This is a genomic window from Tabrizicola sp., assembly GCF_041919135.1.
In the GTDB taxonomy this organism is placed as follows: Bacteria; Pseudomonadota; Alphaproteobacteria; order Rhodobacterales; family Rhodobacteraceae; genus Tabrizicola.
Window position 1 is genome coordinate 33,198 of sequence record NZ_JAYRUJ010000014.1, and the last position, 26,671, is coordinate 59,868.

The 26,671-nt window shown below is 68.7% G+C and carries 24 protein-coding genes; 16 read left to right on the forward strand and 8 right to left on the reverse strand.

Annotation, left to right across the window (positions count from 1 at the left end):
• Positions 1–29 precede the first annotated feature (29 nt).
• Both ACE3UA_RS11925 and hpt read right to left on the reverse strand, forming a co-directional pair.
• Positions 30–194, reverse strand: a complete 165-nt coding sequence (locus ACE3UA_RS11925) for a hypothetical protein (RefSeq protein WP_374645374.1) — start codon at positions 192–194, stop codon at positions 30–32.
• A 3-nt stretch (positions 195–197) separates the two neighbouring features.
• Positions 198–740 carry a hypoxanthine phosphoribosyltransferase gene (hpt, locus tag ACE3UA_RS11930; protein WP_374645376.1) on the reverse strand — a complete coding sequence of 181 codons (543 nt, stop codon included), beginning with the start codon at positions 738–740 and terminating at the stop codon, positions 198–200.
• A gap of 196 nt (positions 741–936) precedes the next feature.
• Between hpt and ACE3UA_RS11935 the strand changes: the two genes are divergently transcribed.
• Together ACE3UA_RS11935 and ACE3UA_RS11940 are read left to right on the forward strand one after the other, a co-directional pair.
• Positions 937–1,392: a type II toxin-antitoxin system RatA family toxin gene (locus ACE3UA_RS11935; RefSeq protein WP_374645459.1), complete on the forward strand. Its 456-nt coding sequence runs from the start codon at positions 937–939 to the stop codon at positions 1,390–1,392.
• Positions 1,393–1,449: 57 nt separating this feature from the next.
• The gene (locus tag ACE3UA_RS11940) at positions 1,450–2,316 is read left to right on the forward strand and encodes a PHB depolymerase family esterase (RefSeq protein ID WP_374645378.1); all 867 of its coding nucleotides are present in this window, start codon (positions 1,450–1,452) and stop codon (positions 2,314–2,316) included.
• 36 nt (positions 2,317–2,352) lie between these two features.
• Here ACE3UA_RS11940 and ACE3UA_RS11945 read toward each other — a convergent pair whose 3' ends face one another.
• The 3 genes from ACE3UA_RS11945 to ACE3UA_RS11955 are packed head-to-tail and all read right to left on the reverse strand — an operon-like array spanning position 2,353 to position 4,453.
• Positions 2,353–2,820, reverse strand: coding sequence for a CinA family protein (locus ACE3UA_RS11945; RefSeq protein WP_374645461.1), 468 nt, complete (start codon positions 2,818–2,820; stop codon positions 2,353–2,355).
• Positions 2,817–3,323: a phosphatidylglycerophosphatase A gene (locus ACE3UA_RS11950; RefSeq protein ID WP_374645380.1), complete on the reverse strand. Its 507-nt coding sequence runs from the start codon at positions 3,321–3,323 to the stop codon at positions 2,817–2,819. The genes ACE3UA_RS11945 and ACE3UA_RS11950 overlap by 4 nt, the downstream gene beginning before the upstream one ends.
• Positions 3,320–4,453, reverse strand: a complete 1,134-nt coding sequence (locus ACE3UA_RS11955; protein ID WP_374645382.1) for a bifunctional 2-C-methyl-D-erythritol 4-phosphate cytidylyltransferase/2-C-methyl-D-erythritol 2,4-cyclodiphosphate synthase — start codon at positions 4,451–4,453, stop codon at positions 3,320–3,322. The genes ACE3UA_RS11950 and ACE3UA_RS11955 overlap by 4 nt, the downstream gene beginning before the upstream one ends.
• Before the next feature lie 184 nt (positions 4,454–4,637).
• Between ACE3UA_RS11955 and dusB the strand changes: the two genes are divergently transcribed.
• The 9 genes from dusB to hflX all read left to right on the forward strand — a co-directional run bounded on the left by dusB (position 4,638) and on the right by hflX (position 16,473).
• Positions 4,638–5,609: a tRNA dihydrouridine synthase DusB gene (dusB, locus tag ACE3UA_RS11960; protein ID WP_374645463.1), complete on the forward strand. Its 972-nt coding sequence runs from the start codon at positions 4,638–4,640 to the stop codon at positions 5,607–5,609.
• Positions 5,606–6,685, forward strand: coding sequence for a nitrogen regulation protein NR(II) (locus tag ACE3UA_RS11965; RefSeq protein ID WP_374645384.1), 1,080 nt, complete (start codon positions 5,606–5,608; stop codon positions 6,683–6,685). Before dusB ends, ACE3UA_RS11965 begins: the two co-directional genes overlap by 4 nt.
• Positions 6,685–8,052 (forward strand): response regulator, encoded by a 1,368-nt coding sequence (locus tag ACE3UA_RS11970; RefSeq protein WP_374645386.1) that lies wholly within the window; start codon positions 6,685–6,687, stop codon positions 8,050–8,052. Before ACE3UA_RS11965 ends, ACE3UA_RS11970 begins: the two co-directional genes overlap by 1 nt.
• Before the next feature lie 98 nt (positions 8,053–8,150).
• Entirely contained in the window at positions 8,151–10,418 is a 2,268-nt protein-coding gene (locus ACE3UA_RS11975) for an ATP-binding protein (RefSeq protein WP_374645388.1), read from the forward strand.
• A gap of 3 nt (positions 10,419–10,421) precedes the next feature.
• A complete protein-coding gene (locus ACE3UA_RS11980; protein WP_374645390.1) occupies positions 10,422–11,816 on the forward strand; it encodes a sigma-54-dependent transcriptional regulator in 1,395 nt (464 codons plus the stop codon).
• 65 nt (positions 11,817–11,881) lie between these two features.
• Complete coding sequence (trkA, locus tag ACE3UA_RS11985) at positions 11,882–13,258, forward strand: Trk system potassium transporter TrkA (RefSeq protein WP_374645392.1); 1,377 nt, start codon at positions 11,882–11,884, stop codon at positions 13,256–13,258.
• On the forward strand, positions 13,258–14,775 hold the full coding sequence (locus ACE3UA_RS11990; protein ID WP_374645394.1) for a potassium transporter TrkG: 1,518 nt from the start codon (positions 13,258–13,260) through the stop codon (positions 14,773–14,775). Before trkA ends, ACE3UA_RS11990 begins: the two co-directional genes overlap by 1 nt.
• Positions 14,776–14,908: 133 nt before the next feature.
• Positions 14,909–15,142 carry an RNA chaperone Hfq gene (gene hfq / locus ACE3UA_RS11995; protein ID WP_008028786.1) on the forward strand — a complete coding sequence of 78 codons (234 nt, stop codon included), beginning with the start codon at positions 14,909–14,911 and terminating at the stop codon, positions 15,140–15,142.
• 56 nt (positions 15,143–15,198) lie between these two features.
• Positions 15,199–16,473 (forward strand): GTPase HflX, encoded by a 1,275-nt coding sequence (gene hflX, locus ACE3UA_RS12000; RefSeq protein WP_374645465.1) that lies wholly within the window; start codon positions 15,199–15,201, stop codon positions 16,471–16,473.
• 42 nt (positions 16,474–16,515) lie between these two features.
• Here hflX and ACE3UA_RS12005 read toward each other — a convergent pair whose 3' ends face one another.
• Positions 16,516–18,981: a penicillin acylase family protein gene (locus ACE3UA_RS12005; RefSeq protein ID WP_374645397.1), complete on the reverse strand. Its 2,466-nt coding sequence runs from the start codon at positions 18,979–18,981 to the stop codon at positions 16,516–16,518.
• A gap of 80 nt (positions 18,982–19,061) precedes the next feature.
• Between ACE3UA_RS12005 and ACE3UA_RS12010 the strand changes: the two genes are divergently transcribed.
• On the forward strand, positions 19,062–19,925 hold the full coding sequence (locus ACE3UA_RS12010; protein WP_374645399.1) for an NAD(P)-dependent oxidoreductase: 864 nt from the start codon (positions 19,062–19,064) through the stop codon (positions 19,923–19,925).
• 154 nt (positions 19,926–20,079) lie between these two features.
• Here the strand turns inward: ACE3UA_RS12010 and ACE3UA_RS12015 are convergent, their stop codons facing one another.
• Positions 20,080–20,640, reverse strand: coding sequence for a YSC84-related protein (locus tag ACE3UA_RS12015; protein ID WP_197641756.1), 561 nt, complete (start codon positions 20,638–20,640; stop codon positions 20,080–20,082).
• Between the two features lie 105 nt (positions 20,641–20,745).
• Positions 20,746–21,336: a hypothetical protein gene (locus ACE3UA_RS12020; protein WP_374645402.1), complete on the reverse strand. Its 591-nt coding sequence runs from the start codon at positions 21,334–21,336 to the stop codon at positions 20,746–20,748.
• A 203-nt stretch (positions 21,337–21,539) separates the two neighbouring features.
• Between ACE3UA_RS12020 and recA the strand changes: the two genes are divergently transcribed.
• The 4 genes from recA to ACE3UA_RS12040 all read left to right on the forward strand — a co-directional run bounded on the left by recA (position 21,540) and on the right by ACE3UA_RS12040 (position 26,616).
• Positions 21,540–22,607: a recombinase RecA gene (gene recA / locus ACE3UA_RS12025; protein ID WP_374645404.1), complete on the forward strand. Its 1,068-nt coding sequence runs from the start codon at positions 21,540–21,542 to the stop codon at positions 22,605–22,607.
• 145 nt (positions 22,608–22,752) lie between these two features.
• Entirely contained in the window at positions 22,753–25,407 is a 2,655-nt protein-coding gene (gene alaS / locus ACE3UA_RS12030) for an alanine--tRNA ligase (protein ID WP_374645406.1), read from the forward strand.
• A 1-nt stretch (position 25,408) separates the two neighbouring features.
• A complete protein-coding gene (locus ACE3UA_RS12035; protein WP_125323858.1) occupies positions 25,409–25,699 on the forward strand; it encodes a DUF1330 domain-containing protein in 291 nt (96 codons plus the stop codon).
• Positions 25,700–25,821: 122 nt separating this feature from the next.
• Positions 25,822–26,616 carry a class II glutamine amidotransferase gene (locus ACE3UA_RS12040; RefSeq protein ID WP_374645409.1) on the forward strand — a complete coding sequence of 265 codons (795 nt, stop codon included), beginning with the start codon at positions 25,822–25,824 and terminating at the stop codon, positions 26,614–26,616.
• The last annotated feature ends 55 nt before the right edge of the window (positions 26,617–26,671 follow it).

A 26,671-nucleotide genomic window follows, 5' to 3' on the forward strand; every position in this document is an offset into this window, starting at 1 on the left:
AGCCTAGTCGGGCGGGCCGGACTGTCCAATCACGGTTTCAGGCGGTCGACCCGCAGCCAGTCCGGCCAGCCGAACAGCCATTCCGCCCCCGCCACCGCCAGACAGGCCGCGACCACGCCCAGGACCAGCGCCACCCGCCTGGCCGAAGGCGGGTGCCGCGCCCTGCGTTTCGCGCGCATGAGCCAGACCAGCACGGTTCAGCTCTCCAGGAAACGGACCTTGCCGATATAGGGCAGGTTGCGGTTCCGCTGCCCGTAGTCGATGCCATAGCCCACCACGAATTCGTCGGGGATCTCGAAGCCGGTCCAGTCCGCCTTGACCGGCACCTCGCGGCGCGAGGGCTTGTCCAGCAGCGCGCAGACCTTCAGCCGCCGCGGCTCGCGCGCCTGCAGCAGGTGGATCACATGATGCAGCGTAAAGCCGGTATCGACGATATCCTCGACCAGCAGCACGTCGCGCCCCGCGATCTCGCCGCGCAGGTCCTTCAGGATCCGCACCTCGCGGCTGGAATGCATCGCATCGCCATAACTGGAGGCCTCCAGGAAATCGACCTCGACCGGCAGCTCGATCTCGCGCACGAGGTCGGCGATGAAGACGAAGGATCCGCGCAGAAGCCCCACGATCACCAGCTTGTCGGTGCCGTGGAAATGCGCCGTGATCTCGCGCGCAAGGGCCTCGACCCGCGCGGCGATGGCCTTGGCGCTGATCAGCTGGTCGATGACATAGGGCGGGTGGGACATGGACGGATTCCCTGGATGAGCGAGGCCTTCCTAGCGGTATTCGCCGCCCGTTTCGAGGGGAAGCTGCATCGCCCCTGCAGATCCCCCGCCGCCGGGCCCGAAGCGGACCGCCGGACAGGACGGCGGCGACGGATGGGCGCAGGTGCTTGACCCCCGCGCCCCGACGCGCGACATGGGGGAAAACAGCCCCGTGCCGATGCCCAGCCATTCCGAGACCAAGCGCCTGCCCTATACCGCCCGCCAGATGTACGATCTGGTGGCCGATGTGGCCTCCTATCCGAAGTTCCTGCCCTGGAACTCGGCCGCCCGCATCCGGTCGCGCCGCCCCATTCCCGGTGGCGAGGTGATGGAGGCCGACCTGGTGATCAGCTTCAAGGTCTTCCGCGAACGCTTCGGCAGCCGGGTGACGCTCTGGCCGGATCAGCTGCGGATCGGCACCGAATATCTCGACGGACCGTTCCGCCACCTGAAATCCACCTGGGCCTTCCGCGACCTTCCCGGCGGCTGCGAGGTCGATTTCCACGTCGATTTCGAATTCCGCAACGCGATCCTGCAAGGCATCATCGGCGTGGTGTTCAACGAGGCCATGCTGCGCATCGTCCGCGCCTTCGAACGCCGCGCGGCCGAGCTTTACGGGCCCGCGGCGCCCTGACGCGACGGAACGCCCGCAGGCCGGCGTGAAACCTGGGTCGCAACCCCGAGGCCCCCGATGCGCAAGCTTGTCCTGCTGATCGCCCTGCTGCTTCCTCTTCCGGCCCTTGCCGAAACCGTCCGCCTGGGCGAGCGGCATTACCGGATCGAATTGCCCGCGCGGCCGGAAGGCGCGCCCCTGATCATCGCGCTGCACGGCGGCGGTGGCGACCCCGACCAGTTCGCCGCCGCCTCCGGCCTTGCCGGCGCCGCGACCCGCGCGGGCTATGCGGTGGCCTTCCCCGCCGGCAGCGGGCGGCGGGACGAGCGGCTTCTGACCTGGAACGGCGGCTATTGCTGCGGCTATGCGATGCGCCGGGGGATCGACGACGAGGCCTTCCTGAAAGCGGTCATCGCCGATGCCGGCGCCCGCTTCGGCCTGCGCAGACAGGGCGTCTATCTGACCGGCATGTCGAACGGCGCGATCCTGGCCGAGACCTTCGCCGCCCGGAACCCCGGCCTCGTCCGCGCCGTCGCGGGCGTCGCGGGCACGATGGATACCGGCAGCACCAGGGTGCGGGGCAGGGTGCCCGCGCTGATCATCCACGGCACCGCCGACACGATGGTGCCCTACGGGGGCGGCAGGGGCGAGGGCAGCCTCACCCGCACCGACTTCGCCCCGGTTCGGACGGTGGTGAAGGCGTTCCTCGCGCCATGGGGCGGCGGCATCCACGCCGTCAGCCGGTCGGTGGACCGGATCAGCGACGGGACCTCGGTCCGGATCGGGGATTACAGCAAGCGCGGCCTGGTGATCCTGCGGCTGATCACCATCGAGGGTGGCGCGCATCACTGGCCCGGGGGCCGCAAGGCGCGGCTGGCGGAAGGCAAGACGCAGGAGATCGACGCCAATGCCGAAATGCTGCGCTTCTTCGCGCTGCATCCATAAGGAGCGGCGGCCAAAGTCTCTCGAAAGGAACCGGCCCTACTCCAGCGCCGCCGCCAGAAGCCCCAGCGCGTGTTCCGTCGCCGCCCGGCGCACTCCGGCCCGGCCCGGTGCGCCGAACTCCACCGTCTCGACCCGCGTCGCGCCGCCCTTCCGCGCCAGGCCAAAGCAGACCCGGCCCTCGGGCTTGAACTCCGACCCGCCCGGCCCGGCGATCCCGGTGATCGACACCGCGATATCGGCCGCCGACCGGGCCAGCGCGCCCTCGGCCATCTCGCGCGCCACCGGCTCGGAGACCGCGCCATGGGCGGCGAGCGTTTCCGCGGCGACTCCCAGCAGCTCCTGCTTGGCCGCGTTGGAATAGGTGACGAAGCCGCGCTCGAAGACGTCCGACGCCCCCGCCACATCGGTCAGCGCCGCCGCGACCATCCCGCCGGTGCAGCTTTCCGCCGTGGCGAAGGTCAGCCCCCGCTTGCGCGCCCGCGCCAGCAGCTCGGCAACGCTTATCCCAGCCACGGCTGCACCAGCCCATGCCAGAGCCCGGCCAGCCCGACCGCGCAGAGCCCGGCGAAAAGCCCGGCCCAGAGGTCGTCCAGCATCACCCCGACCGTTCCCCCCGTCCGGTCCGCCCGGCCGACAAGCCAGGGCTTCCAGATGTCGAACAGCCGGAACAGCAGGAACGGCGCCAGCCAGCCCGGCCAGGCCCCCAGCGCCAGATCCGCCACCCCATGCCGCCAGAGCGGGATCACCGTGAAGGACAGCGCCAGAAGCTGCCCCGCCACCTCGTCGATCACCACCTCCGACGGGTCCTCGCCCCCGGTCGCGCGCAGATAGGGCGGCACGGCCAGGAAGCCCGCGACCACCGCCAGCACGGCGCCCGCCGGAACCGCCAGCGCCCAGCCCGCCTGATAGGCCGCCACCGCCAGCGCCACGGTGATGGCGCTGGCCCAGGTGCCGCTGGCGGGCCGCAGGAAGCCCGCGCCGAAGAAGGTGGCGACGAGCCGGCTCATGCCCTCACCAGGGTCGCGGTGGCGATGGCGGCGATGCCTTCCTCGCGTCCGGTGAAGCCCAGCCGTTCCGAGGTCGTGGCCTTGACCGAGACGCGCCCCGCATCCACCCCCATGATCCGCGCCAGTTCCGCCTGCATTTCAAGGGCATGCGGGCCGATCTTCGGGCGCTCGCAGACCAGCGTCACGTCGCAGTTGCCCAAGGCATAGCCGCGGTCCGCCGCCAGGGCGATCGCATGCGCCAGGAAGATATGGCTCGCCGCGCCCTTCCATTGCGGGTCCGAGGGCGGGAAATGCCGCCCGATGTCGCCCTCGGCCAGCGCGCCGTAGATCGCGTCGGTCAGGGCGTGCATCCCCACATCGGCATCGGAATGGCCGAGCAGACCCTTGCCATGCGGCAGCTTCATCCCGCAGAGCCAGACATGGTCCCCCTCGCAGAAGGCGTGCACGTCATAGCCGTTGCCCAACCGCACATCCGCCAATCTTCTCTCCAACTTCCGCCCCTTCAGGATCGCCTCGGCCCGAGCAAAGTCGCCGGGCCAGGTCAGCTTCAGATTGCTCTCCTCGCCCTCGACGATGGCCACGTCAAGTCCCGCCGCCCGCGCGACCTCGACGTCATCCGCCGCGCCGCCGGGATGGGCGCGATGCGCCGCGAGGATCGGTGCGAAGCGGAAGGCCTGCGGCGTTTGCGCCCGGTAAAGCCCGGCCCGGTCCACCGTGCCCGCCACCAGCCCGCCCGCGCCGCGCCAGAGCGCATCGCTGACCGGCAGGGCCGGGGCCGCGCCCTGGTGCACCGCCAGGGCCGCGACCAGCCGGTCCACCAGCCCGCGCGTGACCAGCGGCCGCGCCCCGTCATGGATCAGCACCGCCTCGACGCCCGAGCCCTCCAGCGCCCGCAGTCCCGCCAGCACCGAGGCATCCCGCGTCGCCCCGCCCTCGACCAGTTCGACGCCGAAGCCTTCCGCCCGCGCCCGGTCCTCGGGGTGGATCACCAGCAGCACCCGCAGTCCGGCAAAGGCCGCCAGCACATGCGCCAGCACCGGCTGGCCTGCCAGAATCTGCCATTGCTTCGGCACCTCGCCGCCCATGCGGCTGCCGCGACCGGCGGCGACGACGATGACGGCAGTATCCATGCGGGCCCTTCCTTTGGTCCCTGCCTAATCCAGCCGGCCCTGCAAGACAATCTGGCGCTTGGCCCCGGATTCTGCCCAAAATTTGTGCATCGCATGTTTTTCGGTCATAATGCCCCGCCGCCGCCTTGGTCGTCTCCCCGGCCGGGCGTAGCACTGTCGCATCCGCAAGAAGGACCCGCCCTTGCTGCCTCTCGGCCCGCTTTCGCTGACCCCGCCGGTCGTCCTGGCCCCCCTGGCCGGAATCACCGACCTGCCGTTCCGCCGCCTCGTCGCCCGCTTCGGCGCAGGCCTGGTGGTCTCCGAGATGGTGGCCAGCGCCGAGATCGTCCGCGCCCAGCCCGAGGCCCGCGCCCGGGCCGAGCTGGGCCTTGGCGAACAGGCGACCAGCGTGCAGCTGGCCGGCCGCGATCCGCACTGGATGGCCGAGGGCGCGAAGTTCGTCGAAGGGCAGGGCGCGCGGATCATCGACATCAACATGGGATGCCCGTCCAAGCGGGTGACGACCGGGCTTTGCGGCTCGGCGCTGCTGCGCGACCTCGACCTTGCGATGACGCTGATCGAGGCGGTGGTGAAGGCGGTCGGGGTGCCGGTCACGCTGAAGACCCGCCTCGGCTGGGACGACAGGCTGCACAACGCGCCCGACCTCGCGAAGCGCGCGGAAGAGGCGGGCATCCGGATGATCACCATCCACGGCCGCACCCGCTGCCAGTTCTACAAGGGCAATGCCGACTGGGCCGCAATCCGCGCGGTGAAAGAGGCCGTCCGCATCCCCGTCATCGCCAATGGCGACATCACCGACACCGCCACCGCGCGCGAGGCGCTGCGCCTTTCCGGCGCCGATGGCGTGATGATCGGCCGGGGGGCGCAGGGCGCGCCATGGAAGCTCGCGCAGGTGGCGCATGATATCTACGGCACCCCCGCGCCGAAAGTCCCCGAGGGCGGCGCGCGCGGCCGGATGATCCTGGACCATTACGACGACATGCTCACCTTCTACGGCCGCGAGCTTGGCCTGCGCATGGCGCGCAAGCATCTTGGCTGGTATCTCGACGCGGCCGGGCTGCCCCATGCGCGCGAGCCGATCCTGACCTCCACCGACCCGGCCGAGGTGATCCAGCTGATCGAACAGGCCTTCGCCGAGCTGGAACTGGCGGCATGAGCGCCGAGCCGCCGCCGATCTGGGCCTCGCTGCCGCTGCCGACGCTGCTGATCGATGCGCAGTCCCGCATCCTGCGGGCAAATCCGGCGGCCGAGACCTTCCTCAATGCCTCGGCCCGGGCGCTGGCGGACCAGCCCGTCTTCGACCGCCTTTCCATCGACGCGCCGGTCGAGGACGCGCTGGCCCGCGCCCGCGCCAACCACGCGGCGCTGAACATCAACGACGTGGACGTCACCACGGGCGAGAGGCCGCCCGTGCAATGCACCATCCACCTCGCGCCGCTGCAGGACGATCCCGGCACCATCCTCATGATCCTCTCCCCGCGCGAACTTGCCGACCGTCTCGGCCGCTCGCGCGGGGCCAGGACCGCCGCCCGGTCTGCAATCGGCATGGCCGAGATGCTGGCGCATGAGATCAAGAACCCGCTTGCCGGCATCTCGGGCGCGGCGCAGCTTCTGTCGATGAACCTCGCCCCCGAGGACCGCGAGCTTGCCGACCTCATCGTCGAGGAAACCCGCCGCATCGTGAAGCTTCTCGAACAGGTGGAGCAGTTCGGCAACCTCCGCCCGCCCGAGTGCAGGCCGGTGAACCTGCATGACGCGCTGGATCGGGCCCGCCGCTCGGCGCTGGTGGGCTTCGCCGCGCACATGACCATAACCCAGGATTACGATCCCTCGCTTCCGCCCACCTTCGCCGACGCCGACCAGTTGCAGCAGGTCTTCCTCAACCTGATCCGCAACGCGGCCGAGGCCTGCAAGGCGGGCGGCACCATCCGCCTGCACAGCTTCTACGACCATTCGCTGCGCATCCGGGGCAAGGACGGCGCGCTTGCCGCGCTGCCCCTGACGGTCGAGATCATCGACGACGGCCCCGGCATCCCGCCCGACCTTGCCGCCAACATCTTCCAGCCCTTCGTCTCGGGCCGCGAGAACGGCACCGGCCTCGGCCTGGCGCTGGTCTCCAAGATCGTCACCGACCATGGCGGCTGGATCACCGTCGAATCGACCCCCGGCCGCACCCTGTTCCGCGTGTCGCTGCCCATGGCCCCGCGCGAGTTGAAGAAGGAAGCGAACTGATGGACGGCACCATCCTTGTCGCCGACGACGACCGCACGATCCGCACCGTGCTGACCCAGGCGCTGACCCGCGCGGGCTGCAAGGTCCATGCCACCGCCAGCCTGATGACGCTGATGCGCTGGGTCGAGGAGGGGAAGGGCGATCTGGTCATCTCGGACGTGATCATGCCCGACGGCAACGGGCTGGACGCGCTGCCCCGCATCTCGCGCCTGCGGCCCGGCCTGCCGGTCATCGTCATCTCGGCCCAGAACACCATCATGACCGCGATCCGGGCGACCGAGGCCGAGGCTTTCGACTACCTGCCGAAACCCTTCGACCTGCCCGACCTCATGCGGCGCTCGGCCAAGGCGCTGGAGCAGAAGCGCCACCTGCCGAAAGCGCCGGCCCCTCCGCCGCGCGACCCCGGCGAGGGCCTGCCGCTCGTCGGCCGCACCCCGGCGATGCAGGCGCTGTACCGGCTGGTCGCGCGGGTGGTGAACACCGACCTTCCCCTGCTGATCACCGGCGAATCCGGCACCGGAAAGTCGCTGCTGGCCCGCGCGATCCACGATTTCTCGGACCGCCGCACGCTGCCCTTCACCCAGGCCCAGGCCGGCGACCTTGCCGCCCCCGACGAGGCCGCGACGCTTCTGGCCAGGGCGCGCGGCGGCACGATCCTGTTCGACGAAGTGGCCGATTACGACGCCGAGACGCAGGCCCGGCTGGTCCGGATGCTGGACCTGCCCCGCGACGACGCCGCCCGCATCATCGCCACCAGCCAGTCCGACCTTGCCGCGCGGATCGGCGCCGGCCAGTTCCGCCAGGACCTCTACTACCGCCTTGGCGGCGTCACCCTGCATGTGCCCGCCCTGCGCGAAAGGCTGGACGACATCCCGCTTCTGGCGGACCATTTCCTCGCCCGGGCCGAGCGCGAACTCGGCGCCGCCCGCCATCTCTCGCCGAAGGCGGCCCAGCTGATCCGCGCCCATCCCTGGCCCGGCAACGTCCGCCAGCTGGAAAACACCCTGCGCCGCCTTCTCGTCACCGCCACCGAACCCGAGATTTCCGCCGCCGAGGTCGAGCAGGTCCTCGGCACCCAGCCCGGCCCCGAACCCCGCGCCGAGGCGGGCGGGCCCGACCGGCTTTCCGCCTCGGTCGCGCGGCATCTGAAACGGTATTTCGACCTGCACGGCGGCCAGCTGCCGCCCCCCGGCGTCTACCAGCGCATCCTGCGCGAGGTCGAGGCGCCGCTGATCGAGATCGCGCTGGACGCCACCGCGGGCAACCAGGCGAAATGCGCCGACCTGCTGGGAATCAATCGCAATACCCTGCGCAAGAAGATCACCGACCTCGACATCCGCGTCAGCCGCGGGCGCAAATTGATGTAACTGCGCAACTCTGAATGTGTCTTTCGGGTTTCACCCCGGCGTCCCGCAAGATATAGTGGTGTGGGGCGCGCAAGACCCCGGTTACGGGCAGGCCATCGGTGGAGCGCAGGGTTCAAAGCGATGTCTGGGCACGCCTGTCGCGCCTGCGCCGCCAGCGCCGGTTGCAGACCGCGCTTACCCTGGGCCTCGTGTTCCTCGGCCCGGTCCTGGCCGTCGCCACCTTCCTGGCCATGGGGCCCTTCAGCCAGGACGCGACCTCGCCCACGCTGCGGCTGATCCTGCTTTCCGACCTGGTCTATGTCCTGGTCGTGGCAGCCCTGGTCCTGGCCCGGGTCATGCGCCTTCTGGCCGACCGCCGCTCGCGCTCGGCCGGGTCGCGGCTGCACCTGCGGCTGTCCGGCGTCTTCATGCTGGTCGCGCTGGTTCCCACCGTGCTGGTCGCGGTCTTCGCGGTCCTGTCGATCAACATCGGCCTCGAAGGCTGGTTCTCCGACCGCGTGCGCTCGGTAGTGGGCTCCTCGCTCTCGGCCGCCCAGGCCTATGAGGCGGTGCAGCGCGACGACCTTGCCACCGACGCCACCGCGCTGGCGGGCTACCTGAACCGCGCCAAGCGCCAGACCGTCTTCCTGCGCGACGACCAGCTGCGCCCGCTGCTGAGCCAGGGCCAGCAGATCATCCAGCGCGGCCTGAAGGAGGCTTATCTCGTCGACGGCGACGGCGATCTCAAGACCCGGGGCGAACGCTCCTATCTCTTCGACTTCGAACCCCTGACCCCCGAACAGCTCCAGCGCGCGCGTGAGGGGAACACGGTCCTGATCCCCGACTGGCCGAACAACGAGTTTCGCGCCCTGATCTTCCTCGACGCCTATGCCGACCGCTACCTCTACGTCACCCGGCGGGTCGACGGCTCGATCCTGTCGCTGCTGGACGAGACCCAGGAAACCGTCCAGCTCTACAACCAGCTGGAATCGGAGCGCGGGCGGCTGCTGTTCAACTTCGGCCTGATCTACCTCGGCTTCGCGCTGATCCTGATCCTGGCCGCCGTCTGGCTGGGCCTGTGGTTCGCCGAGCGGCTCTCGCGCCCGGTGGGCCGGCTGGCCGGCGCGGCCGAAAGGGTAGGGCGGGGCGACCTCGACGTCCGCGTGACCGAGGAGGAGGGCGACGACGAGATCGCCTCGCTCGGGCGGCTGTTCAACCAGATGACCCGTCAGCTCAAGGGCCAGCGCGAGGCGCTGGTCGAAAGCCACGCCCAGACCGAGGCCCGCCGCCGCCTGTTCGACTCCGTGCTCTCCAACGTCACCGCCGGGGTGATCGGCCTGGATCCCGACGGCGACGTCGATTTCGTCAACCGCGCGGCCGAGCGTCTGCTGGATTTCGACGGGCAGGCCGACCTGCCGCTGGCCGCCGCCGTCCCGGAATTCGCCGCCCTTTTCGACCGCCTGCGCGAAGGCACCGGCACCGCCGTGCAGGAGGAGGTGCGGTTGACCCGCAAGGGCAAGCTGGAAAGCCTCCTCGTCCGCATGTCCACCCGCCGCTCCGAGGCGGGCGATCTGGAAGGCTATGTCGTGGCCTTCGACGACGTGACCGACCTCGTCAGCGCGCAGCGCATGGCCGCCTGGGGCGATGTCGCCCGCCGCATCGCGCATGAGATCAAGAACCCGCTCACCCCGATCCAGCTTTCGGCCGAACGCATCAAGCGCAAGTTCGCCACCCAGGTCCGCGACCATGAGGACCTGGAGCAGTACACCGACGTCATCGTCCGCCAGACCAACGATCTGCGCCGGATCGTCGACGAATTCTCGAAATTCGCCCGGATGCCCGAACCCGACCGCCGCGACTGCGACCTGGCCGAGCTTTTGCGCGGCGCGGTGCTTCTGCAGGAAAACGGCCAGCCCTCGGTCCGTTTCGTCAAGTCGATCCCGCGCGAGGCCCTGTCGATGGAACTCGACGCCACGATGATCGGGCAGGCCATCACGAACCTGATCAAGAACGCCGGCGAAGCGATTGAGACCCATCAGGAAAAGTCCGCCCCCGGCTTTGCCCCCGAAATCCGCGTCGAACTGGTCCAGGACGAGGCCGAGGCCGTGATCCGCATCATGGACAACGGCACCGGCCTGCCCCCGGACCGCGCCCGCCTGTTCGAACCCTATGTCACCACCCGCGCCAAGGGCACCGGCCTTGGCCTGCCCATCGTCAAGAAGATCATCGAGGAACATGGCGGCACGCTCGCCCTCCTCGACGCGCCGGTCTTCGCGGGCAACGACCATGCCGGCGCCATGGCCGAGATTCACTTGCCGCGCATGACCCGGCGCCGGCCCCGATCGCACGTTCCCCCGGAAACCGTCTCCCAGGGGCAAGGAGGTTGAGACATGAGCATTCTGATCGTTGACGACGAACAGGACATCCGCGAACTCGTGGGCGACATCCTGCAGGACGAGGGCTATCCGGTCCGCCTCGCCGCCAATTCCGACGACTGCATGGCGCTCATCAACGAGGAGCCGCCCTCGCTGATGATCCTGGACATCTGGCTCAAGGACAGCCGGATGGACGGGATCGACATCCTCAAGGCGGTCAAGCGCGACAACCCGGACGTGCCGGTCGTGATCATCTCGGGCCATGGCAACATCGAGATCGCCGTCGCCGCCATCAAGCAGGGCGCCTACGACTTCATCGAGAAGCCCTTCAACATCGACCAGCTGATGGTCGTCGTCGCCCGCGCGATGGAGACCAGCCGCCTGCGCCGCGAGAACCAGGAGCTGCGCCGCCGCGACGTGGCCTCGTCGGACATGCTGGGCAATTCGGTCGCCTTCAAGACGCTGAAGGCCAATCTGGACAAGGTGACCAAGTCGAACGGCCGGGTGATGCTGGCGGGCGAGCCGGGCACCGGCAAGGAAATGGCCGCGCGCTATATCCACATGCACTCGAACCGCGCCTCCGCGCCCTTCATCACCGTTTCCTCGGCCTCGATCGAGCCCGAGCGGATGGAAGAGGTCCTCTTCGGCCGCGAGACGCCCGAGCGCGGGGTCGAGCCCGGCCTGCTGGAGCAGGCCCACGGCGGCGTCGTCTATTTCGACGAGGTGGCGGACATGCCCCTCGGCACCCAGTCCAAGATCCTGCGGGTCCTCACCGAACAGCAGTTCACCCGCGCCGGCGGCACCGACAAGGTCCGCGTCGACCTGCGCGTCATCTCCTCGACCTGCCGCGACCTGCGCGCCGAGATCGGGCTTGGCCGCTTCCGGCAGGAACTCTACGACCGGCTGAACGTCGTCCCGATCGCCGTCCCCGCCCTTGCCGAACGGCGCGACGACATCCCGGAACTCACCCGCCATTTCATCGACTGGTTCCACAAGAGCCAGGGCCTGCCCGCCCGCGAACTGTCGCCCGAGGCCGAGACCGTGCTGCAGACCATGCCCTGGCCGGGCAACATCCGCCAGCTTCGCAACGTGATCGAGCGGGTCCTGATCCTGGGCGAGGGCTCCGGCCCGATCGAGCCGCAGGAACTGCCCGGCAACGAGTCCAAGGCCCAGTCGGAAAGCGCGCTCTCGCTGGGCGGGTCCATCGCCACCCTGCCGCTGCGCGAGGCGCGCGAGCTTTTCGAACGCGAATACCTGCTGACCCAGATCAACCGATTCGGCGGCAACATCAGCCGCACCGCCAGCTTCGTCGGCATGGAACGCTCGGCGCTGCACCGCAAGCTCAAGTCGCTGGGCGTGGTCGGCACCAGCCGCACCGGCGGGCGCGGCTTCGGCGAGCATGAGGAATGAGCCTCTGCGTTGACCCCCATGGGCCGATCTGACATGCAGGGCATTGGCGAGGGGCGGAGCGACGGATGAAGGTCATCATCTGCGGGGCAGGGCAGGTCGGCTGGCAGATCGCCCGCCATCTGGCAGGAGAGCGCAATGACGTCACCCTGGTCGACGTGAACGCGGATCTCGTCCGCCGTGCGACCGAGACGCTGGACGTCCAGGGCATCGTCGGTTTCGCCAGCCACCCCGACGTGCTGGAAAAGGCCGGCGCGCGCGATGCCGACATGCTGATCGCCGCCACCCATTCCGACGAGGTCAACATGGTCACCTGCCAGGTGGCCCAGTCGGTGTTCTCGATCACCCGCAAGATCGCCCGGATCCGGGCGCAGAACTATCTGGACGCGCTGTACGGCGACCTGATGAACCAGGACCGGCTGGCGATCGACGTGGTGATCTCGCCCGAGCGCGAGGTGGCCGAGGCCGCGCTGCAACGCCTTGCCGCCCCCGCGACCTTCGACACCGAAAGCTTCATGGGCGGCCGCGCGCAGCTTCTCGGCATCCAGCTCGACGAGGATTGCCCGGTCCTGAACACCCCCCTGCGCCAGCTGAACGAACTCTTCTCCACCCTGCGCGCCATCGTCGTCGGTGTCCGGCGCGAGGGCCGTCTCTTCGCCCCCGATCCCGGCGACCAGCTTTACGCCGACGACCAGATCTACGTCTTCACCCAGTTCGAGGACGTGAACCGCGCGCTGGAAATCTTCGGCAAGAAGACCAAGAAACAGGAACGCGTGGTCATCGTCGGCGGCGGCAATGTCGGCCTTGCCGTGGCCCGGGCGCTCGAGGCCCGCACCGACCGCATCCGCGCCAAGATCATCGAGAAGCACCGCGCCACCGCCGAACAGGCCGCCGACGCGCTGGAGCGGACCATCGTGCTGAACGGCGACGGCATGGACATCGACCTGCTGCTCGAGGCGGCGGTGGACCGGGCCGACGCGATCCTCGCGGTGACCGACGACGACAAGACCAACCTCCTCGTCTCGGTCCGCGCCAAGCAGGCCGGCTGCCCGATGACCATCGCGCTGGTGAACGACCCCACGCTTGCGCCCCTGATGGCGCCCCTGGACATCGACGCCTACATCAACCCGCGCGCCACCACCGTCTCCTCGATCCTGCGTCACATCCGCCACGGCCGCGTCCGCGCGGTCTATTCCATCGGCGATGCCGAGGCCGAGATGATCGAGGCCCAGGTCCTCTCGACTTCGCCCCTTGCCGGCCGCCTGGTGCGCGACATCGAATTCCCCGAGGGCGTGCTGGTCGGCGCGGTCCTGAAGGGCGACAAGGTGCTGAAGCCGACCGGCGACCTGCGCGTCGATCCGGGCGATGTGATCGCGCTTTTCGCCATGGCCAAGGACGTCCCCGAGGTGGAGCGCCTGCTGCAGGTCTCCATCGACTTCTTCTGATGCGCGCCCGGCTCGCCCGCCTGCCGCTGCCGGTCCTCCTGCTGGGCCTGACCGGCGGCCTCGCGCTTCTGCCTGCCGTCCATGCGCTTGCCGTCGATGACATGGATGTCGCGCGCGGCTTCTTCTATTCCGCCCTTGTCCTCCTGATCGTCACCGTCCTTCTCGGCATCGCCACCTCCGGCCGCCCCCGCAGCACCAGCCCGCGCCGCCATCTGGCCGCGCTGGCCGGGGCCTATGCGCTTCTGCCCTGCGCCATGGCGCTGCCGCTGCTCGAGACCATCCCCGACACCCGCGCCGCCAATGCCTGGTTCGAGATGATCTCCTCCTTCACCATGACCGGCGCCACCGCCTATGCGGCCGAGCGTCTGGCCCCCTCGATCCACCTCTGGCGCGCGCTGGTGGGCTGGTTCGGCGGCCTCGTCACCCTGATCGCCGCCACGGCGATCCTCGCCCCCCTGAACCTTGGCGGGGCCGAGGTCGCGACCGGCCGCGTGCCCGGTCGCGGCATCCTCGGCGCCGCCCAGATCGGCCGGGCCGAGGATCCGACCGACCGCCTCGTCCGCATGGCGCTGCGCATCCTGCCGGTCTATGCCGGGCTCACCTTCCTGCTCTGGCTCGGCCTGCTCACGCTGGGCGAGGACGGTCTCTCGGCGCTGATCCACGCCATGGGCACGCTCTCGACCTCCGGCATCTCCGGCGGGACCCGGCTGGAAGGCGGCCGCGCCGCCATCCCCGGCGAGATGCTGATCTGCTTCTTCTTCCTCTTCGCCATCACCCGCCGCGCCTTTCCCGGCCTGCAACCTGCCCGCAACCGCGCGCCGCTCCTCGCCGACCCGGAACTGCACCTCGCCGCGCTGATCCTGGCCTCGCTCACCGCGATCCTGTTCCTGCGCCACTACTTCGTCGCCGAGGCCGCCAATATCGAGGCCAGCCTCCGCACCGCGCTTGCCGCGCTCTGGGGCGTCTTCTTCACCGCCACCTCCTTCCTGACCACGACCGGCTATGTCTCCGGCCACTGGATCGCGGGCGAGGCCTGGTCCGGCATCGGCACCTCGGCCGCGGTGCTGATGGGGCTGGCGATCTTCGGCGGCGGCACCGCGACCGCGGCCGGAGGCGTCAAGCTCCTGCGCGTCTACGCCCTCCTGCGCCATGGCGAGCGCGAGCTGGAGCGTGTGATCCATCCCTCCTCCATCGGCCGCGGCGGGGCCGAACGCCGCCGTCTCGCGCATGAGGGGGCGCAGATCGCCTGGGTATTCTTCATGCTCTTCGGCATCTCGATCGCGCTGGCCGTCGCGGTGCTGACCGTCCTTGGCGTGCGCTTCGAATCCGCCCTCGTCCTCGCCATTGCCGCGCTTACCACCACCGGCCCCCTGGCCGAGCTTGGCACCGCCCAGCCCATCGCCTTCGGCGCGCTCTCCGACCCGGTGAAGGCGGTGCTCGGCCTTGCGATGGTCGTGGGCCGGCTCGAGATGCTGGCGCTTCTGGCTTTGATCCTTCCCGGCGGCCGCCGCGGCTGAGTCGCTTTTGCGCTGGAAACTCCGGTGAAGCCGATTCATACTTGAAAAAGTGCCGGTTCGCAGGCACCCGACTGCCAGAACGAAGAACAACCAAGACGCGACAGTGAAGCGCTAGAACAACAAGGCAAAAACAATGGCCGCCGACAAGCAAAACCTGCAGGACGCCTTCCTCAACCATGTGCGGAAGGCCAAGGTTCCGGTAACGATCTTTCTGATCAATGGTGTGAAACTTCAGGGCGTCATCACCTGGTTCGACAATTTCTGCGTGCTGCTGCGCCGCGACGGTCAGTCGCAGCTGGTCTACAAGCATGCGATCTCGACGATCATGCCGGGCGCCCCGATCAGCCTCTACGAAGGGGAAGACTGATCTCGCGCGACCCGACCGAGGACGAGGACCTTCTCTCCAGCCGTGAGGGGAACCGCCTGCGCGACACCGCCGCGCGGGCCACCCGCGTCTGGGTCCTGCACCCGGCGCTGAAATCCGCCAGCACCCGCCGCCTGCCCGAACATGGGCTGGCCGAGGCCGTCTCGCTTGCCGCCGCCCTGCCGGAGCTGGACGTCCAGGGCTCCGAGGTGGTGCGCCTGTCGCGCACCCATCCCGGCACGCTTCTCGGCTCGGGCAAGGTTCAGGAGCTGAAGGACCGCTTCAAGGCCGACCGCATCGACCTCGTGATCGTCGATGGTCCGGTCTCGCCGGTGCAGCAGCGCAATCTGGAAAAGGAATGGGGGGTCAAGCTGCTCGACCGCACCTCCCTCATCCTGGAGATCTTCGCCGACCGCGCCCGCACGCGCGAGGGCGTGCTGCAGGTCGAACTCGCCGCCCTCAGCTACCAGCGCAGCCGCCTCGTCCGCGCCTGGACCCACCTCGAACGCCAGCGCGGCGGCTTCGGTTTCGTCGGCGGCCCCGGCGAGACCCAGATGGAAAACGACCGCCGCGCCATCGACGACCAGGTGGTCAAGCTGCGCCGCCAGCTCGACCAGGTGGTCAAGACCCGCGAGCTGCACCGCGCCGCCCGCGCCAAGGTGCCGTTCCCCATCGTGGCGCTGGTGGGCTACACCAACGCCGGCAAGTCCACTCTCTTCAACCGCATCACCGGCGCCGAGGTCCTGGCCAAGGACATGCTCTTCGCCACGCTCGACCCCACCATGCGCGGAGTGGTGCTGCCTTCGGGCGCCAGGATCATCCTGTCGGACACGGTGGGCTTCATCTCGGACCTGCCCACCCAGCTCGTCGCCGCCTTCCGCGCCACGCTGGAAGAGGTCCTGTCGGCCGATCTCATCCTGCATGTCCGCGACATCTCCCACCCCGAGACGGTGGAACAGGCCGCCGACGTCGCCGACATCCTGGCCTCGCTCGGCCTGGACGAGGATACGCCGCAGATCGAGGTCTGGAACAAGCTCGACCTCGTCGATGCCTCCCGGCGCGAGGCGCTGGCCGCCCAGGCCGCGCAGCGCCCGCGCGTCCTGCCCGTCTCGGCCCTGACCGGCGAGGGGGTCGAGAAACTCCTGGCCCTGATCTCCGCCACCCTCGACGCCGACCGCAGCGAGGCGAGCCTCACCATCCCCTTTGCCGATGGCCGCAAACGCGCCTGGCTGCACGACCAGAACATCGTCCAGTCCGAGACCGAGACCGAGGACGCCTGGCGCCTCACCGTCCGCTGGACCGCCCGCCAGCAGAACCGCTGGCGCCACCTCTGACCCTCGCCCCGGACGCTCCGTCCTCCGCGCGCGACGGCCGGGTCACTGCCCTTCCGGCGTCAGCACCATCACCCCCGCCGCCGCGGCATGCGCCAGTTCGGGGTCCAGCGACATCGGGATATACTCCCCCCGCCGCCAAAGCTCGCCCAGGTCGTCGTAATGCCGCGAGAGCGGATGCCCCGATTGCCCCGTCGCCGTGATGAAGACCGAGGAATCCGGGTCGGCAAAGTCATAGACCCCGCGATAGCCGGCGGAATGGACGTTCTGATAGGGCTCCGGCCCGGTGCCGCGCGTGACGCCCCGCATCAGCGTGTCGTCACCGCCGCTGGTCGACTGGCGGATGTTGACGAAATACTTCAGGAACGGCACGTCGCCCAGCACCGGATGGTCATGCGTGGCCTGGTGTGCATCGCCCCAGCGCCAGCTTTCCAGATTGTCGCCATATCTCTCGGTCAGCTCCAGCAGCGCCTCGTCCAGCGCGATCCGCGCGATGTCGGTGCAGCTTTCCACCGCCGCCGACTGGATCACGTCGCACCAGACGCCCGCGCCGCCCACGTTGCGATACACTCGCTCGATGAAGACCGGCGAGACATGGGTGAAGCTGTCGGCCATCGCGCCGATCTCGTCGCGGATGAGGCGGTTCATCAGCGCCCTGAGCCAGGCCTCGGCGATCAGCGGCTCGGGCAGATGCTCGTTCATCTCGCCATTCCATTCCGCCAGCAGCACCAGCGCGCGTTGCCGCAGCCGCTCGGGCGTGCCTTCCGGCGCCGCCTCGCCGGTGAACCACAGATCCGCCCCGATCAGCGGCAGCAGCGCGCGCGCCGTCGGGTTCACCGTGTCGAGCTGCGCCTCGATGAAGCTTTCCCGCGTATGCACCTCGCGCGCCTTCATCAGCGTCAGCCAGCGCTGGATCCGCTGCGTGTCGCCCCAGTCGAAGCTGACATGCTGCGGAAACGGCCGGTCCACCGTCTTGTTGTTGGTATTGCCCAGAAGGCCCGAGGCCGGGTTGACGAAGCGCGGATTGTCCTCATAGGGCAAGACCCCCTTGAAGCCCGCGCGCGGATCGGCCCCCAGCACCGGCAGCCGCCCCTGGCCGGGATTGCCCGGGTCCCGCGCCGGCAGGGCCCCCACCACCTGCAGCGCAATCCCGTCCTTGTCGGCCAGCATCAGGTTCTGCGCCGGGGCCACCGCCAGCTTGCCCGCCTCCTGCGCCTCGGCCACGGTGCCTGCCCGCATCATCCGCAGCGCCGCCGTCATCGAGGTGTCGCCCGGCGCCAGTGCGGTCCAGGCCAGCGCCGCCACATGGCCGGGCGGCGTGATCGCGGCCAGGTCGTAATGCGTTCCCGGCAGGATCGGCCCGTTGCGCGACCAGCGCAGGGTCAGCGTCACCGGCTCGGCATCCTTGACCGTGATGATCGACTGGCGGCTGCGGAACCGGGCCCAGCCGTCCGGGCTGCGGTATTCCTCGCCATCCTCCGGGTTCACCTCCTCGATCAGCACGTCCTGGTCGTCGACATAGGCCGTGGTCAGCCCCCAGCCCAGCCGCTCGGACCGCCCGACCAGCACCGCCGGCACGCCCGGAATGGTCCCGCCGATCACCCCGCCCGAGGCCAGCTCCAGCCGCGCCAGATACCAGATCGTCGGTGCGGTCAGGTTCAGGTGCGGATCATTGGCCAGGAGGCTCCCTCCCGCGGCCGAGCGTCCGGGCATCGCCGCCCAGGCATTGGACGCGCCCGCCATTCCGGGATCGGCCACCGGCGAGAACGGCCCCAGCGCGAAATCCACCGGCGCGGCATCCGCCGCCACCCCCGGCACCAGGCTTGCGTAGTCGGGCAGGGCGGCGACGCCCTGTCCCGGATCGTCGGGCAGCAGGTCCGCCAGCCGCTCGGGCGCAAGCAGAAGCGAGACCCGTGCCCGCAGGATCTCGGTCTGGGCCGAGCTGGTCAGCTGCAGCGCCATCAGCTTCAGGATCGCGATCGAATCCGCCGGAGCCCAGGCCGAAATCTCCGGCTCGAACAGGAAGAACTCCGGCGCACCGCGCCCGCGCGCGCCCTTGTTGATCTCGCCGATCCAGGCATTGACCCCGGCCGAATAGGCCTCCAGCGCCGCCAGCGTGTCGGGGTCCTGCGCCGCCACGTCCTGCAGCGCCAGACCGTAAAGGTCCAGCCGCCGCATCAGCTCGTCGACCTTGACCGTGGGCTGGCCGAACAGTTCCGACAGCCGGCCCTGCGCCGTCCGCCGCAGCATGGTCATCTGCCACAGCCGGTCCTGCGCATGGGCGAAACCCAGGGCGAAGAACACGTCCTCGTCGCTCTTGCCCAGGATATGCGGCACGTTGTCGTTGTTGCGCACGATCTCGACCGGGGCGCTGATCCCGGCCAGGGTGAAATCCTCGTCATAATCCACCAGTGACCGCGACAGGATCCAGTAGGCCAGCAGCACGAAGACCACCCCCAGGACGATCAGCCCCGAGACGATCCGGATCAGCCAGCGAAACGCGGTCAGCATCTTTGTCCTGTTCTTGACGGCAGGGATGGGATCGGTTCCTAGTCCATCACCCAGTCAAGGGCAATGAGCGGGGAATCGGCATGGCGAAAGTTGCGTTTCTGGGACTTGGCGTGATGGGTTCCCCGATGGCCGGGCATCTGGCGGCCAAGGGGCATGACGTGGCGGTCTACAACCGCAGCCCCGGCCGGGCCGAGGCCTGGATCGCCCGCCACAAGGGCCGCAACCTGCCCACCCCGCGCGAGGCGGCGAAGGGGGCCGAGTTCGTCTTCGCCTGCGTCGGCAACGACGACGACCTGCGCGCGGTCTGCACCGGCCCCGACGGGGCCTTCGCCGGCATGACGCCGGGGGCGATCTTCGTCGACCACACCACGGTTTCGGCGAAGGTGACGCGCAAGCTTGCGGCGCAGGCGGCCACCACCGGCCTTGCCTTCGTCGACGCGCCGGTCTCGGGCGGGCAGGCGGGGGCCGAGAACGGACAGCTCTCGATCATGTGCGGCGGCGATCCGGCGGATTTCGCCCGGGCCGAGCCGGTGATGGCCTCCTACGCCCGGATCTGCCGGCTGATCGGGCCGTCCGGGGCGGGCCAGCTGGCCAAGATGGTGAACCAGATCTGCATCGCGGGCCTGATGCAGGGGTTGAGCGAGGCGCTCGCCTTCGGCCAGAAGGCCGGGCTCGACGGCGAGAAGGTGGTCGAGGTGATCAGCCAGGGCGCGGCGGGCAGCTGGCAGATGGTCAACCGGCACAAGACCATGCTGGCGGACGAATTCGATTTCGGCTTCGCGGTGGACTGGATGCGCAAGGATCTCGGCATCTGCCTCGACACCGCCGAGGAGATCGGCGCCCGCCTGCCGGTCACGGCGCTGGTGGACCAGTTCTACAAGGACGTGCAGCTGATGGGCGGCGGCCGGAACGACACCTCCAGCCTGATCCGCCGGCTGAAGTAGACGGCGCTACCGCGCGCCGTCCGCCGCCAGCCGTGCAGATGCAAGGGGGCGATACTGCCCGCCCCGTGCCGGGGAATACCTTAACGCTTTCTGAACGTCCGCGCGCAAGCCATTGAAATCCTTTCCCCGTCAAACCTGTCCACGGTGGACAGCTTCAGGGAATGATCCGCGTATACTTGACCCCGCCCAGCGTCGCGCCCGCGATCAGCCCCTGCTGGCCGAAGATCAGCGCGATCACCGGGTCAAGCTCGGTCGTCTCCTTCCCGATCGAGGCCCCCTGTTCCGGCGTCGCATAGCGCACCTCCGCCCCCGCCGCCCAGCCTGGCCCGCGCCGGAACTGCTCCAGCGCCTCGGGGGTCATGAAGAACAGGGCGTGGGCATATTGCTGCGCCCCGATCTGGAAGCCGATCGTCCCCTTCGCGGCCGAATAATAATCGACCGTCACCCCCCGGATCCGCAACGCGCCCCGCCCGAAGGCCCCGCCGATCCCGAAACCCGCCTCGGTCATCAGCGGCATGTAGAGCACGCCATTGGCCCGGCTCGCCAGATCCTGTGTGCCGGGGTAGCGGCTGAAGAGGAAGTTCTGCGTCGCCTCGACCCGGGCGTCGATCTGCGCCGCCCCGTTCGATCCCACCCCGTTGTTGCAGGCCGAGAGCGCCAGCGCCCCCATCCCCATCAGAAGCCCGCGCCGGGAAAATCCGTCCTGAAGGTCCATCTGTCCGCCCTTTCTGCCTCATGGGGTCTCACGGCCCCTTGCCCAAGGGATACCCGTTTTCCCGCCGTCTGTCATGCCCCGATACACCGACCGGCACCCGCGCGCCTAACCGGAAAGCGAGCCATATAGCTGGAAATCCTCGGCCGCGACCTCGTGCAGCATCGCCTCGGTCGCGGGCGAAAGCTCGGTCGCGCCGGGGGGAGAGACGTTCAGCCGGGGCAGGATGATCTCGCAGCCCAGCCGGTCCTCGAGGAAATGCACGAAGGCGTCGATCTCCTCATAGCGGAAGAGCCGGTCCACCCCGACCCCCTGCCTGGGCCGCAGGAAGCGGGCCTGGCTGCCCACATCCGCCACCTCCGGCCGCGGGTCCCGGCACCAGGCCTGCACGAACTCGTCGAAGCTCATCCCGGCGGTGGATTTCTCGGCCGGCGTCTCCTCGCGCTGGCGGAAGCGGTACCAGGAGCCGAGCCAGTCGCGCGGCTCGCGCATCAGGGCGACCAGGGTGAAGCTGTCCTTCGACGCGGCCTCCAGATATGGTCCGATGAAGCGGCGGTAGCGATGCACCGTGGTGTGCTTCAGAAGCGGCGGGCGCTGGATCGACACCGAAGCCAGCGATTCGAGCGCGGCGGCTATCGCCGTCGACCCGGTCTTTGGCGTGGCCAGAAAGGCAAGCCTCTGCTCCCAGAACACCAGCAAATCAGCACCTCCGGCAAAGAATCCCGCATCCCGCCCGCTTTCGGGCGGCGGCGTAAACTATCCCTTAACCAAAGCGGGCAAAAGCTGGTCTTGCAGAGAAATCGGTTGAAATGTTCCGTCTTTGTGCTCATAACGACGCGAACACTTGGCGAACATCGGGCAGGATTGCCGCGTCCCGGCGGCTGTGGAATAAGGAGACGGACATGGCGGCGGCAAATCTTCTCGACCTCGGGAGCAAGCGGGATATGGACAAGGCGAAGGCTCTGGAAAGCGCCCTGGCGCAGATCGAGCGGCAGTTCGGCAAGGGCTCGATCATGAAGCTTGGCGCCGACAGCCCGGCGATGGAGATCGAGGCCACCTCCACCGGCTCGCTCGGTCTCGACATCGCGCTGGGGATCGGCGGCCTGCCCAAGGGCCGCATCATCGAGATCTACGGGCCGGAATCGTCGGGCAAGACCACGCTGACGCTGCATGTCGTGGCCGAGGAGCAGAAGAAGGGCGGCGTCTGCGCCTTCGTCGACGCGGAACACGCGCTCGACCCGCAATATGCCAAGAAACTGGGCGTCAATCTGGACGAGCTGCTGATCAGCCAGCCCGACACCGGCGAGCAGGCGCTGGAGATCGTCGATACGCTGGTGCGCTCGGGCGCGGTCAGCCTGGTCGTCGTGGACTCGGTCGCCGCCCTGGTGCCCAAGGCCGAGATCGAGGGCGACATGGGCGACATGCAGATGGGCAGCCAGGCCCGGCTGATGAGCCAGGCCATGCGCAAGCTGACCGCCAGCATCGGGCGGTCGAACTGCATGGTGATCTTCATCAACCAGATCCGGATGAAGATCGGCGTGATGTTCGGCAGCCCCGAAACCACCACCGGCGGCAATGCGCTGAAGTTCTACGCCTCGGTCCGCCTCGACATCCGCCGCATCGGCGCGATCAAGGACCGGGATGAGGTCGTGGGCAACTCCACCCGCGTCAAGGTGGTGAAGAACAAGGTCGCGCCGCCGTTCAAGCAGGTGGAATTCGACATCATGTATGGCGAGGGCATCTCCAAGACCGGCGAGCTGATCGACATCGGCGTCAAGGCCGGCGTGGTCGAGAAGTCGGGGGCCTGGTATTCCTTCAAGGACGAACGCATCGGCCAGGGCCGCGAGAATGCCAAGTCCTTCCTGAAGCAGAACCCCTCTGTCGCGATGGAGATCGAGGACAAGATCCGCGCGGCGAACGGCCTTGATTTCACCATGGCCGGCGAAGAGGGCGAAGTCCTGGACGATTGAACCCGGCACGAGGCGGTGGCCGAAAAGGGCCGGGGGCAACCGCCTCCGGCTTTTTTCCTGCGCTGCGGGCGCGCCTGTGGACAGCCCCCTTGCGGGGGGCTACATGGGGGGCCGAATTCCCGCTCTCGGCAAGGACCGCCCGCACATGGCATCGCTGAACGACATCCGTTCCACCTTCCTGGACTTCTTCCGCCGCAACGACCACCGCGTCGTCGACAGCTCGCCCCTCGTGCCGCGGAACGACCCGACGCTGATGTTCACCAACTCCGGCATGGTGCAGTTCAAGAACCTGTTCACCGGGGTCGAGACGCGGGACTACAAGCGCGCGACCACGGCGCAGAAATGCGTGCGGGCGGGCGGCAAGCACAACGACCTGGACAATGTCGGCTATACCGCGCGCCACCATACCTTCTTCGAGATGCTGGGGAACTTCAGCTTCGGCGACTATTTCAAGGAGCAGGCGATCGCCTTCGCCTGGGAGCTGCTGACCCGCGACTTCGGACTGGCCAAGGACAAGCTTCTGGTCACCGTCTACCACACCGACGACGAGGCGGCGACGATCTGGAAGAAGGTCTCGGGCCTGACCGACGACCGCATCATCCGCATCGCCAGCGATGACAACTTCTGGCGCATGGGCCCGACCGGCCCCTGCGGCCCCTGCACCGAGATCTTCTACGACCACGGGCCGTCGATCTGGGGCGGCCCGCCCGGCAGCGCGGAAGAGGATGGCGACCGTTTCATCGAGATCTGGAACAACGTTTTCATGCAGAACGAACAGTTCGCCGACGGGCGGCTGGTTCCGCTGGAGATGCAGTCGATCGACACCGGCATGGGGCTGGAGCGGATCGGCGCGCTTCTGCAAGGCAAGCACGACAACTACGACACCGACCTGATGCGCAGCCTGATCGAGGCCAGCGCGAACGTCACCTCGCAAGACCCTGACGGACCGGGAAAAATCCACCACCGTGTGATCGCCGATCACCTGCGCTCGACCTCCTTCCTGATCGCCGACGGGGTGATGCCCTCGAACGAGGGGCGCGGCTATGTCCTGCGCCGGATCATGCGCCGCGCGATGCGGCACGCCCATATGCTTGGCGCGCAGGACCCGGTGATGCACCGGCTGGTCCCGGCGCTGGTGCGGCAGATGGGCGGGGCCTATCCCGAACTGTCGCGGGCGCAGGCGTTGATCGAGGAAACGCTGAAGCTTGAGGAAACCAAGTTCAAGCAGACCCTCGACCGCGGCCTGCGGCTTCTGGATGACGAGCTGTCCGGCCTGTCCGAAGGCGCTGCCCTGCCCGGTGCGGCCGCCTTCAAGCTGTACGATACCTACGGCTTCCCGCTGGACCTGACGCAGGACGCGCTGCGCGAGAAGGGGCGCGAGGTCGACGTGCAGGGCTTCGACGCCGCCATGGCCGAGCAGAAGGCCAAGGCCCGCGCCGCATGGTCAGGCACCGGGGCGGCGGGTGATGCGAAGATCTGGTTCGATCTGGCCGAAGAGCATGGCGTGACCGAATTCCTCGGCTACGACACCGAGACGGCCGAGGGCGTGATCACCGCGCTGGTCCGCGACGGGGCCGCCATCGGGCAGGCCGCGACGGGTGAAACCGTGCAGATCGTCGTTAACCAGACGCCGTTCTATGCCGAAAGCGGCGGCCAGGTCGGCGATGCCGGGATCATCCGCACCGATACCGGCAGCGCCGAAGTGACCGACGTGAAGAAGGCCGCCGGGGTCTTCATCCACATCGCGAAAGTCACGCAAGGCACTGTGATCAAAGGACAACCCGCGAAGCTGGAGGTCGCGCACGGCCGCCGTTCGGCGATCCGCGCCAACCATTCGGCGACGCACCTGCTGCACGAGGCGCTGCGCCGCACCCTTGGCGATCATGTCGCCCAGCGGGGCAGCCTCAACGCCGCCGACCGGCTGCGCTTCGACTTCAGCCATTCGGCCGCCATCGCGGCCCCGGACCTGCAAACCATCGAAGCCGAGGTCAACGCCTTCATCCGCCAGAACTCGCCGGTCGAGACCCGGATCATGACCCCGGACGACGCCCGCGCCATCGGCGCCCAGGCCCTGTTCGGCGAGAAATACGGCGACGAGGTGCGCGTCGTCTCGATGGGCACGCTCGACGGTTCGGGCAAGGGTTCGGACGGCAAGACCTATTCGCTGGAGCTGTGCGGTGGCACCCATGTCGCCCGCACCGGCGACATCGGCGCGATGGTGCTGCTGTCGGAAAGCGCGTCCAGCGCGGGGGTGCGGCGGATCGAGGCGCTGACCGGGCAGGCCGCGCTGGACCATCTGCGCCAGCAGGACGCCCGGCTGAACGACATCGCCGCGATCATCAAGGCCCCGGCGGCCGAGCTTGCCGACCGGATCCGCGCGCTGTTCGATGAGCGCAAGGCGCTGGCGAACGAGGTCGCGCAACTGCGCCGCGAGGTGGCGATGGGCGGCAAGGCCACTGGCCCGGAAGCAAAGGAAATCAACGGGGTGAAGTTCGTTGCTCAAGTGCTTTCGGGCGTCTCGGGCAAGGATCTTCCGGCGCTGATCGACGAGATGAAGGCCCGGCTCGGCTCGGGGGCGGTGCTGCTCATTGCCGACACCGGCGCGAAACCGGCCGTCGCGGCGGGGGTGACCGCCGACCTGACCGGCAAGCTCTCTGCCGTGACGCTGGTCAAGGCCGCGGCCGAGGCCCTGGGCGGCAAGGGTGGCGGCGGGCGGCCCGACATGGCCCAGGCCGGGGGCGCCGACATCGCCCAGGCCGAGGCTGCGATCAAGGCGGCGGAAGCCGCGATTGGAGGATAGGATGCCGACCGCGCTCTGGATTGCCCATGTCCATGTCACCGACGCCGAGGCCTATGGCCGCTATGCGAAAGAGGCCGGACCCGCGATCGCCGCGCATGGCGGGGTCTTCCTCGCCCGCGGCGGCCGCTATGTGCAGCTTGAGGGCAACGACCGCGCCCGCAACGTGGTCGCCCGCTTCCCCAGCCTGGAAAAGGCGGTGGAATGCTATAACTCGCCCGCCTATCAGGCCGCGCTTGCCCATGCCAAGGGCGCGAGCCTGCGCGACCTGATGGTGGTGGAGGAGATCGAGTAGGGTTTTCCTTCCGGTTTTCGCCAAAATATCGGGAATATCTTCCCCGGTCCCTTGGCTTTCTGCTATCGTGACAGGAAACGAAGGGCCGGGCTGATGATCCTTTTTCCCACGGGGGCACGCTGATGTGCCGCTGGGCCGCCTATACCGGGGCGCCGATCTTCCTGGAGGAGATCGTGAGCCGCCCCGGTCATTCCCTGATCCATCAAAGCCATTGCGCCACGCAATGCCACACGGCGATCAATGCCGACGGTTTCGGCATCGCCTGGTATGGCGCCAAGCCGGAGCCGGGGCTGTTCCGCGACGTATTGCCGGCCTGGTCGGACCCGAACCTGAAAAGCCTGACCGCACAGGTCCAGTCGCACCTGTTCCTGGCGCATGTCCGCGCCTCGACCGGCACCGCGACCAGCCGCAACAACTGCCATCCCTTCACCCATGGCAGGTGGAGCTTCATGCACAACGGCCAGGTCGGCGGCTATGACGCCTTCCGCCGCGATGCGGACATGATGATCCCCGAGACGCTTTATCCCCACCGCAAGGGCGCGACCGACAGCGAGGCGCTGTTCCTGGTGGCGCTGGCCGAGGGTCTGGACGCCGACCCGCGCGGCGCGCTGGAACGGGCGGCGGCGCGGTTCATCCGGCTGGCGCGGGCCAAGGGGCAGGGGCCGCATCTGCGGATGACGGCGGCCCTGTCGGATGGCCAGCGGCTTTACGCGGTGCGCTACGCAACGGATGCGGCCGCGCCCTCGCTCTATCACCGCTGGTCCGACACGCGCCAGGGCCGGGCGGTAGTGTCCGAGCCGCTGGAAGCCGAGGAGTGCGGATGGGAGGAGGTCCCACCCTACAGTTTCTGCACCTTCGACGGCGATACCGCGATGGTCGAGGACTTCCTGCCCTGCCGTCTGGCCGCCGCCGCCTGACCGGAGCCAAATTCCTTAAGCAAGGAATTTGACAAGAATTTTCCTTGAAATTCTT

Coding starts and splice junctions, on each gene's coding strand:
- hpt (WP_374645376.1), bottom strand. CDS start 740: ATGTCCCACCCGCCCTATGTCATCGACCAGCTGATCAGCGCCAAGGCC.
- ACE3UA_RS11935 (WP_374645459.1), top strand. CDS start 937: ATGCCCAGCCATTCCGAGACCAAGCGCCTGCCCTATACCGCCCGCCAG.
- ACE3UA_RS11940 (WP_374645378.1), top strand. CDS start 1,450: ATGCGCAAGCTTGTCCTGCTGATCGCCCTGCTGCTTCCTCTTCCGGCC.
- ACE3UA_RS11950 (WP_374645380.1), bottom strand. CDS start 3,323: ATGAGCCGGCTCGTCGCCACCTTCTTCGGCGCGGGCTTCCTGCGGCCC.
- ACE3UA_RS11955 (WP_374645382.1), bottom strand. CDS start 4,453: ATGGATACTGCCGTCATCGTCGTCGCCGCCGGTCGCGGCAGCCGCATG.
- ACE3UA_RS11965 (WP_374645384.1), top strand. CDS start 5,606: ATGAGCGCCGAGCCGCCGCCGATCTGGGCCTCGCTGCCGCTGCCGACG.
- ACE3UA_RS11970 (WP_374645386.1), top strand. CDS start 6,685: ATGGACGGCACCATCCTTGTCGCCGACGACGACCGCACGATCCGCACC.
- ACE3UA_RS11980 (WP_374645390.1), top strand. CDS start 10,422: ATGAGCATTCTGATCGTTGACGACGAACAGGACATCCGCGAACTCGTG.
- trkA (WP_374645392.1), top strand. CDS start 11,882: ATGAAGGTCATCATCTGCGGGGCAGGGCAGGTCGGCTGGCAGATCGCC.
- ACE3UA_RS11990 (WP_374645394.1), top strand. CDS start 13,258: ATGCGCGCCCGGCTCGCCCGCCTGCCGCTGCCGGTCCTCCTGCTGGGC.
- hfq (WP_008028786.1), top strand. CDS start 14,909: ATGGCCGCCGACAAGCAAAACCTGCAGGACGCCTTCCTCAACCATGTG.
- ACE3UA_RS12005 (WP_374645397.1), bottom strand. CDS start 18,981: ATGCTGACCGCGTTTCGCTGGCTGATCCGGATCGTCTCGGGGCTGATC.
- ACE3UA_RS12010 (WP_374645399.1), top strand. CDS start 19,062: ATGGCGAAAGTTGCGTTTCTGGGACTTGGCGTGATGGGTTCCCCGATG.
- ACE3UA_RS12015 (WP_197641756.1), bottom strand. CDS start 20,640: ATGGACCTTCAGGACGGATTTTCCCGGCGCGGGCTTCTGATGGGGATG.
- recA (WP_374645404.1), top strand. CDS start 21,540: ATGGCGGCGGCAAATCTTCTCGACCTCGGGAGCAAGCGGGATATGGAC.
- alaS (WP_374645406.1), top strand. CDS start 22,753: ATGGCATCGCTGAACGACATCCGTTCCACCTTCCTGGACTTCTTCCGC.
- ACE3UA_RS12035 (WP_125323858.1), top strand. CDS start 25,409: ATGCCGACCGCGCTCTGGATTGCCCATGTCCATGTCACCGACGCCGAG.
- ACE3UA_RS12040 (WP_374645409.1), top strand. CDS start 25,822: ATGTGCCGCTGGGCCGCCTATACCGGGGCGCCGATCTTCCTGGAGGAG.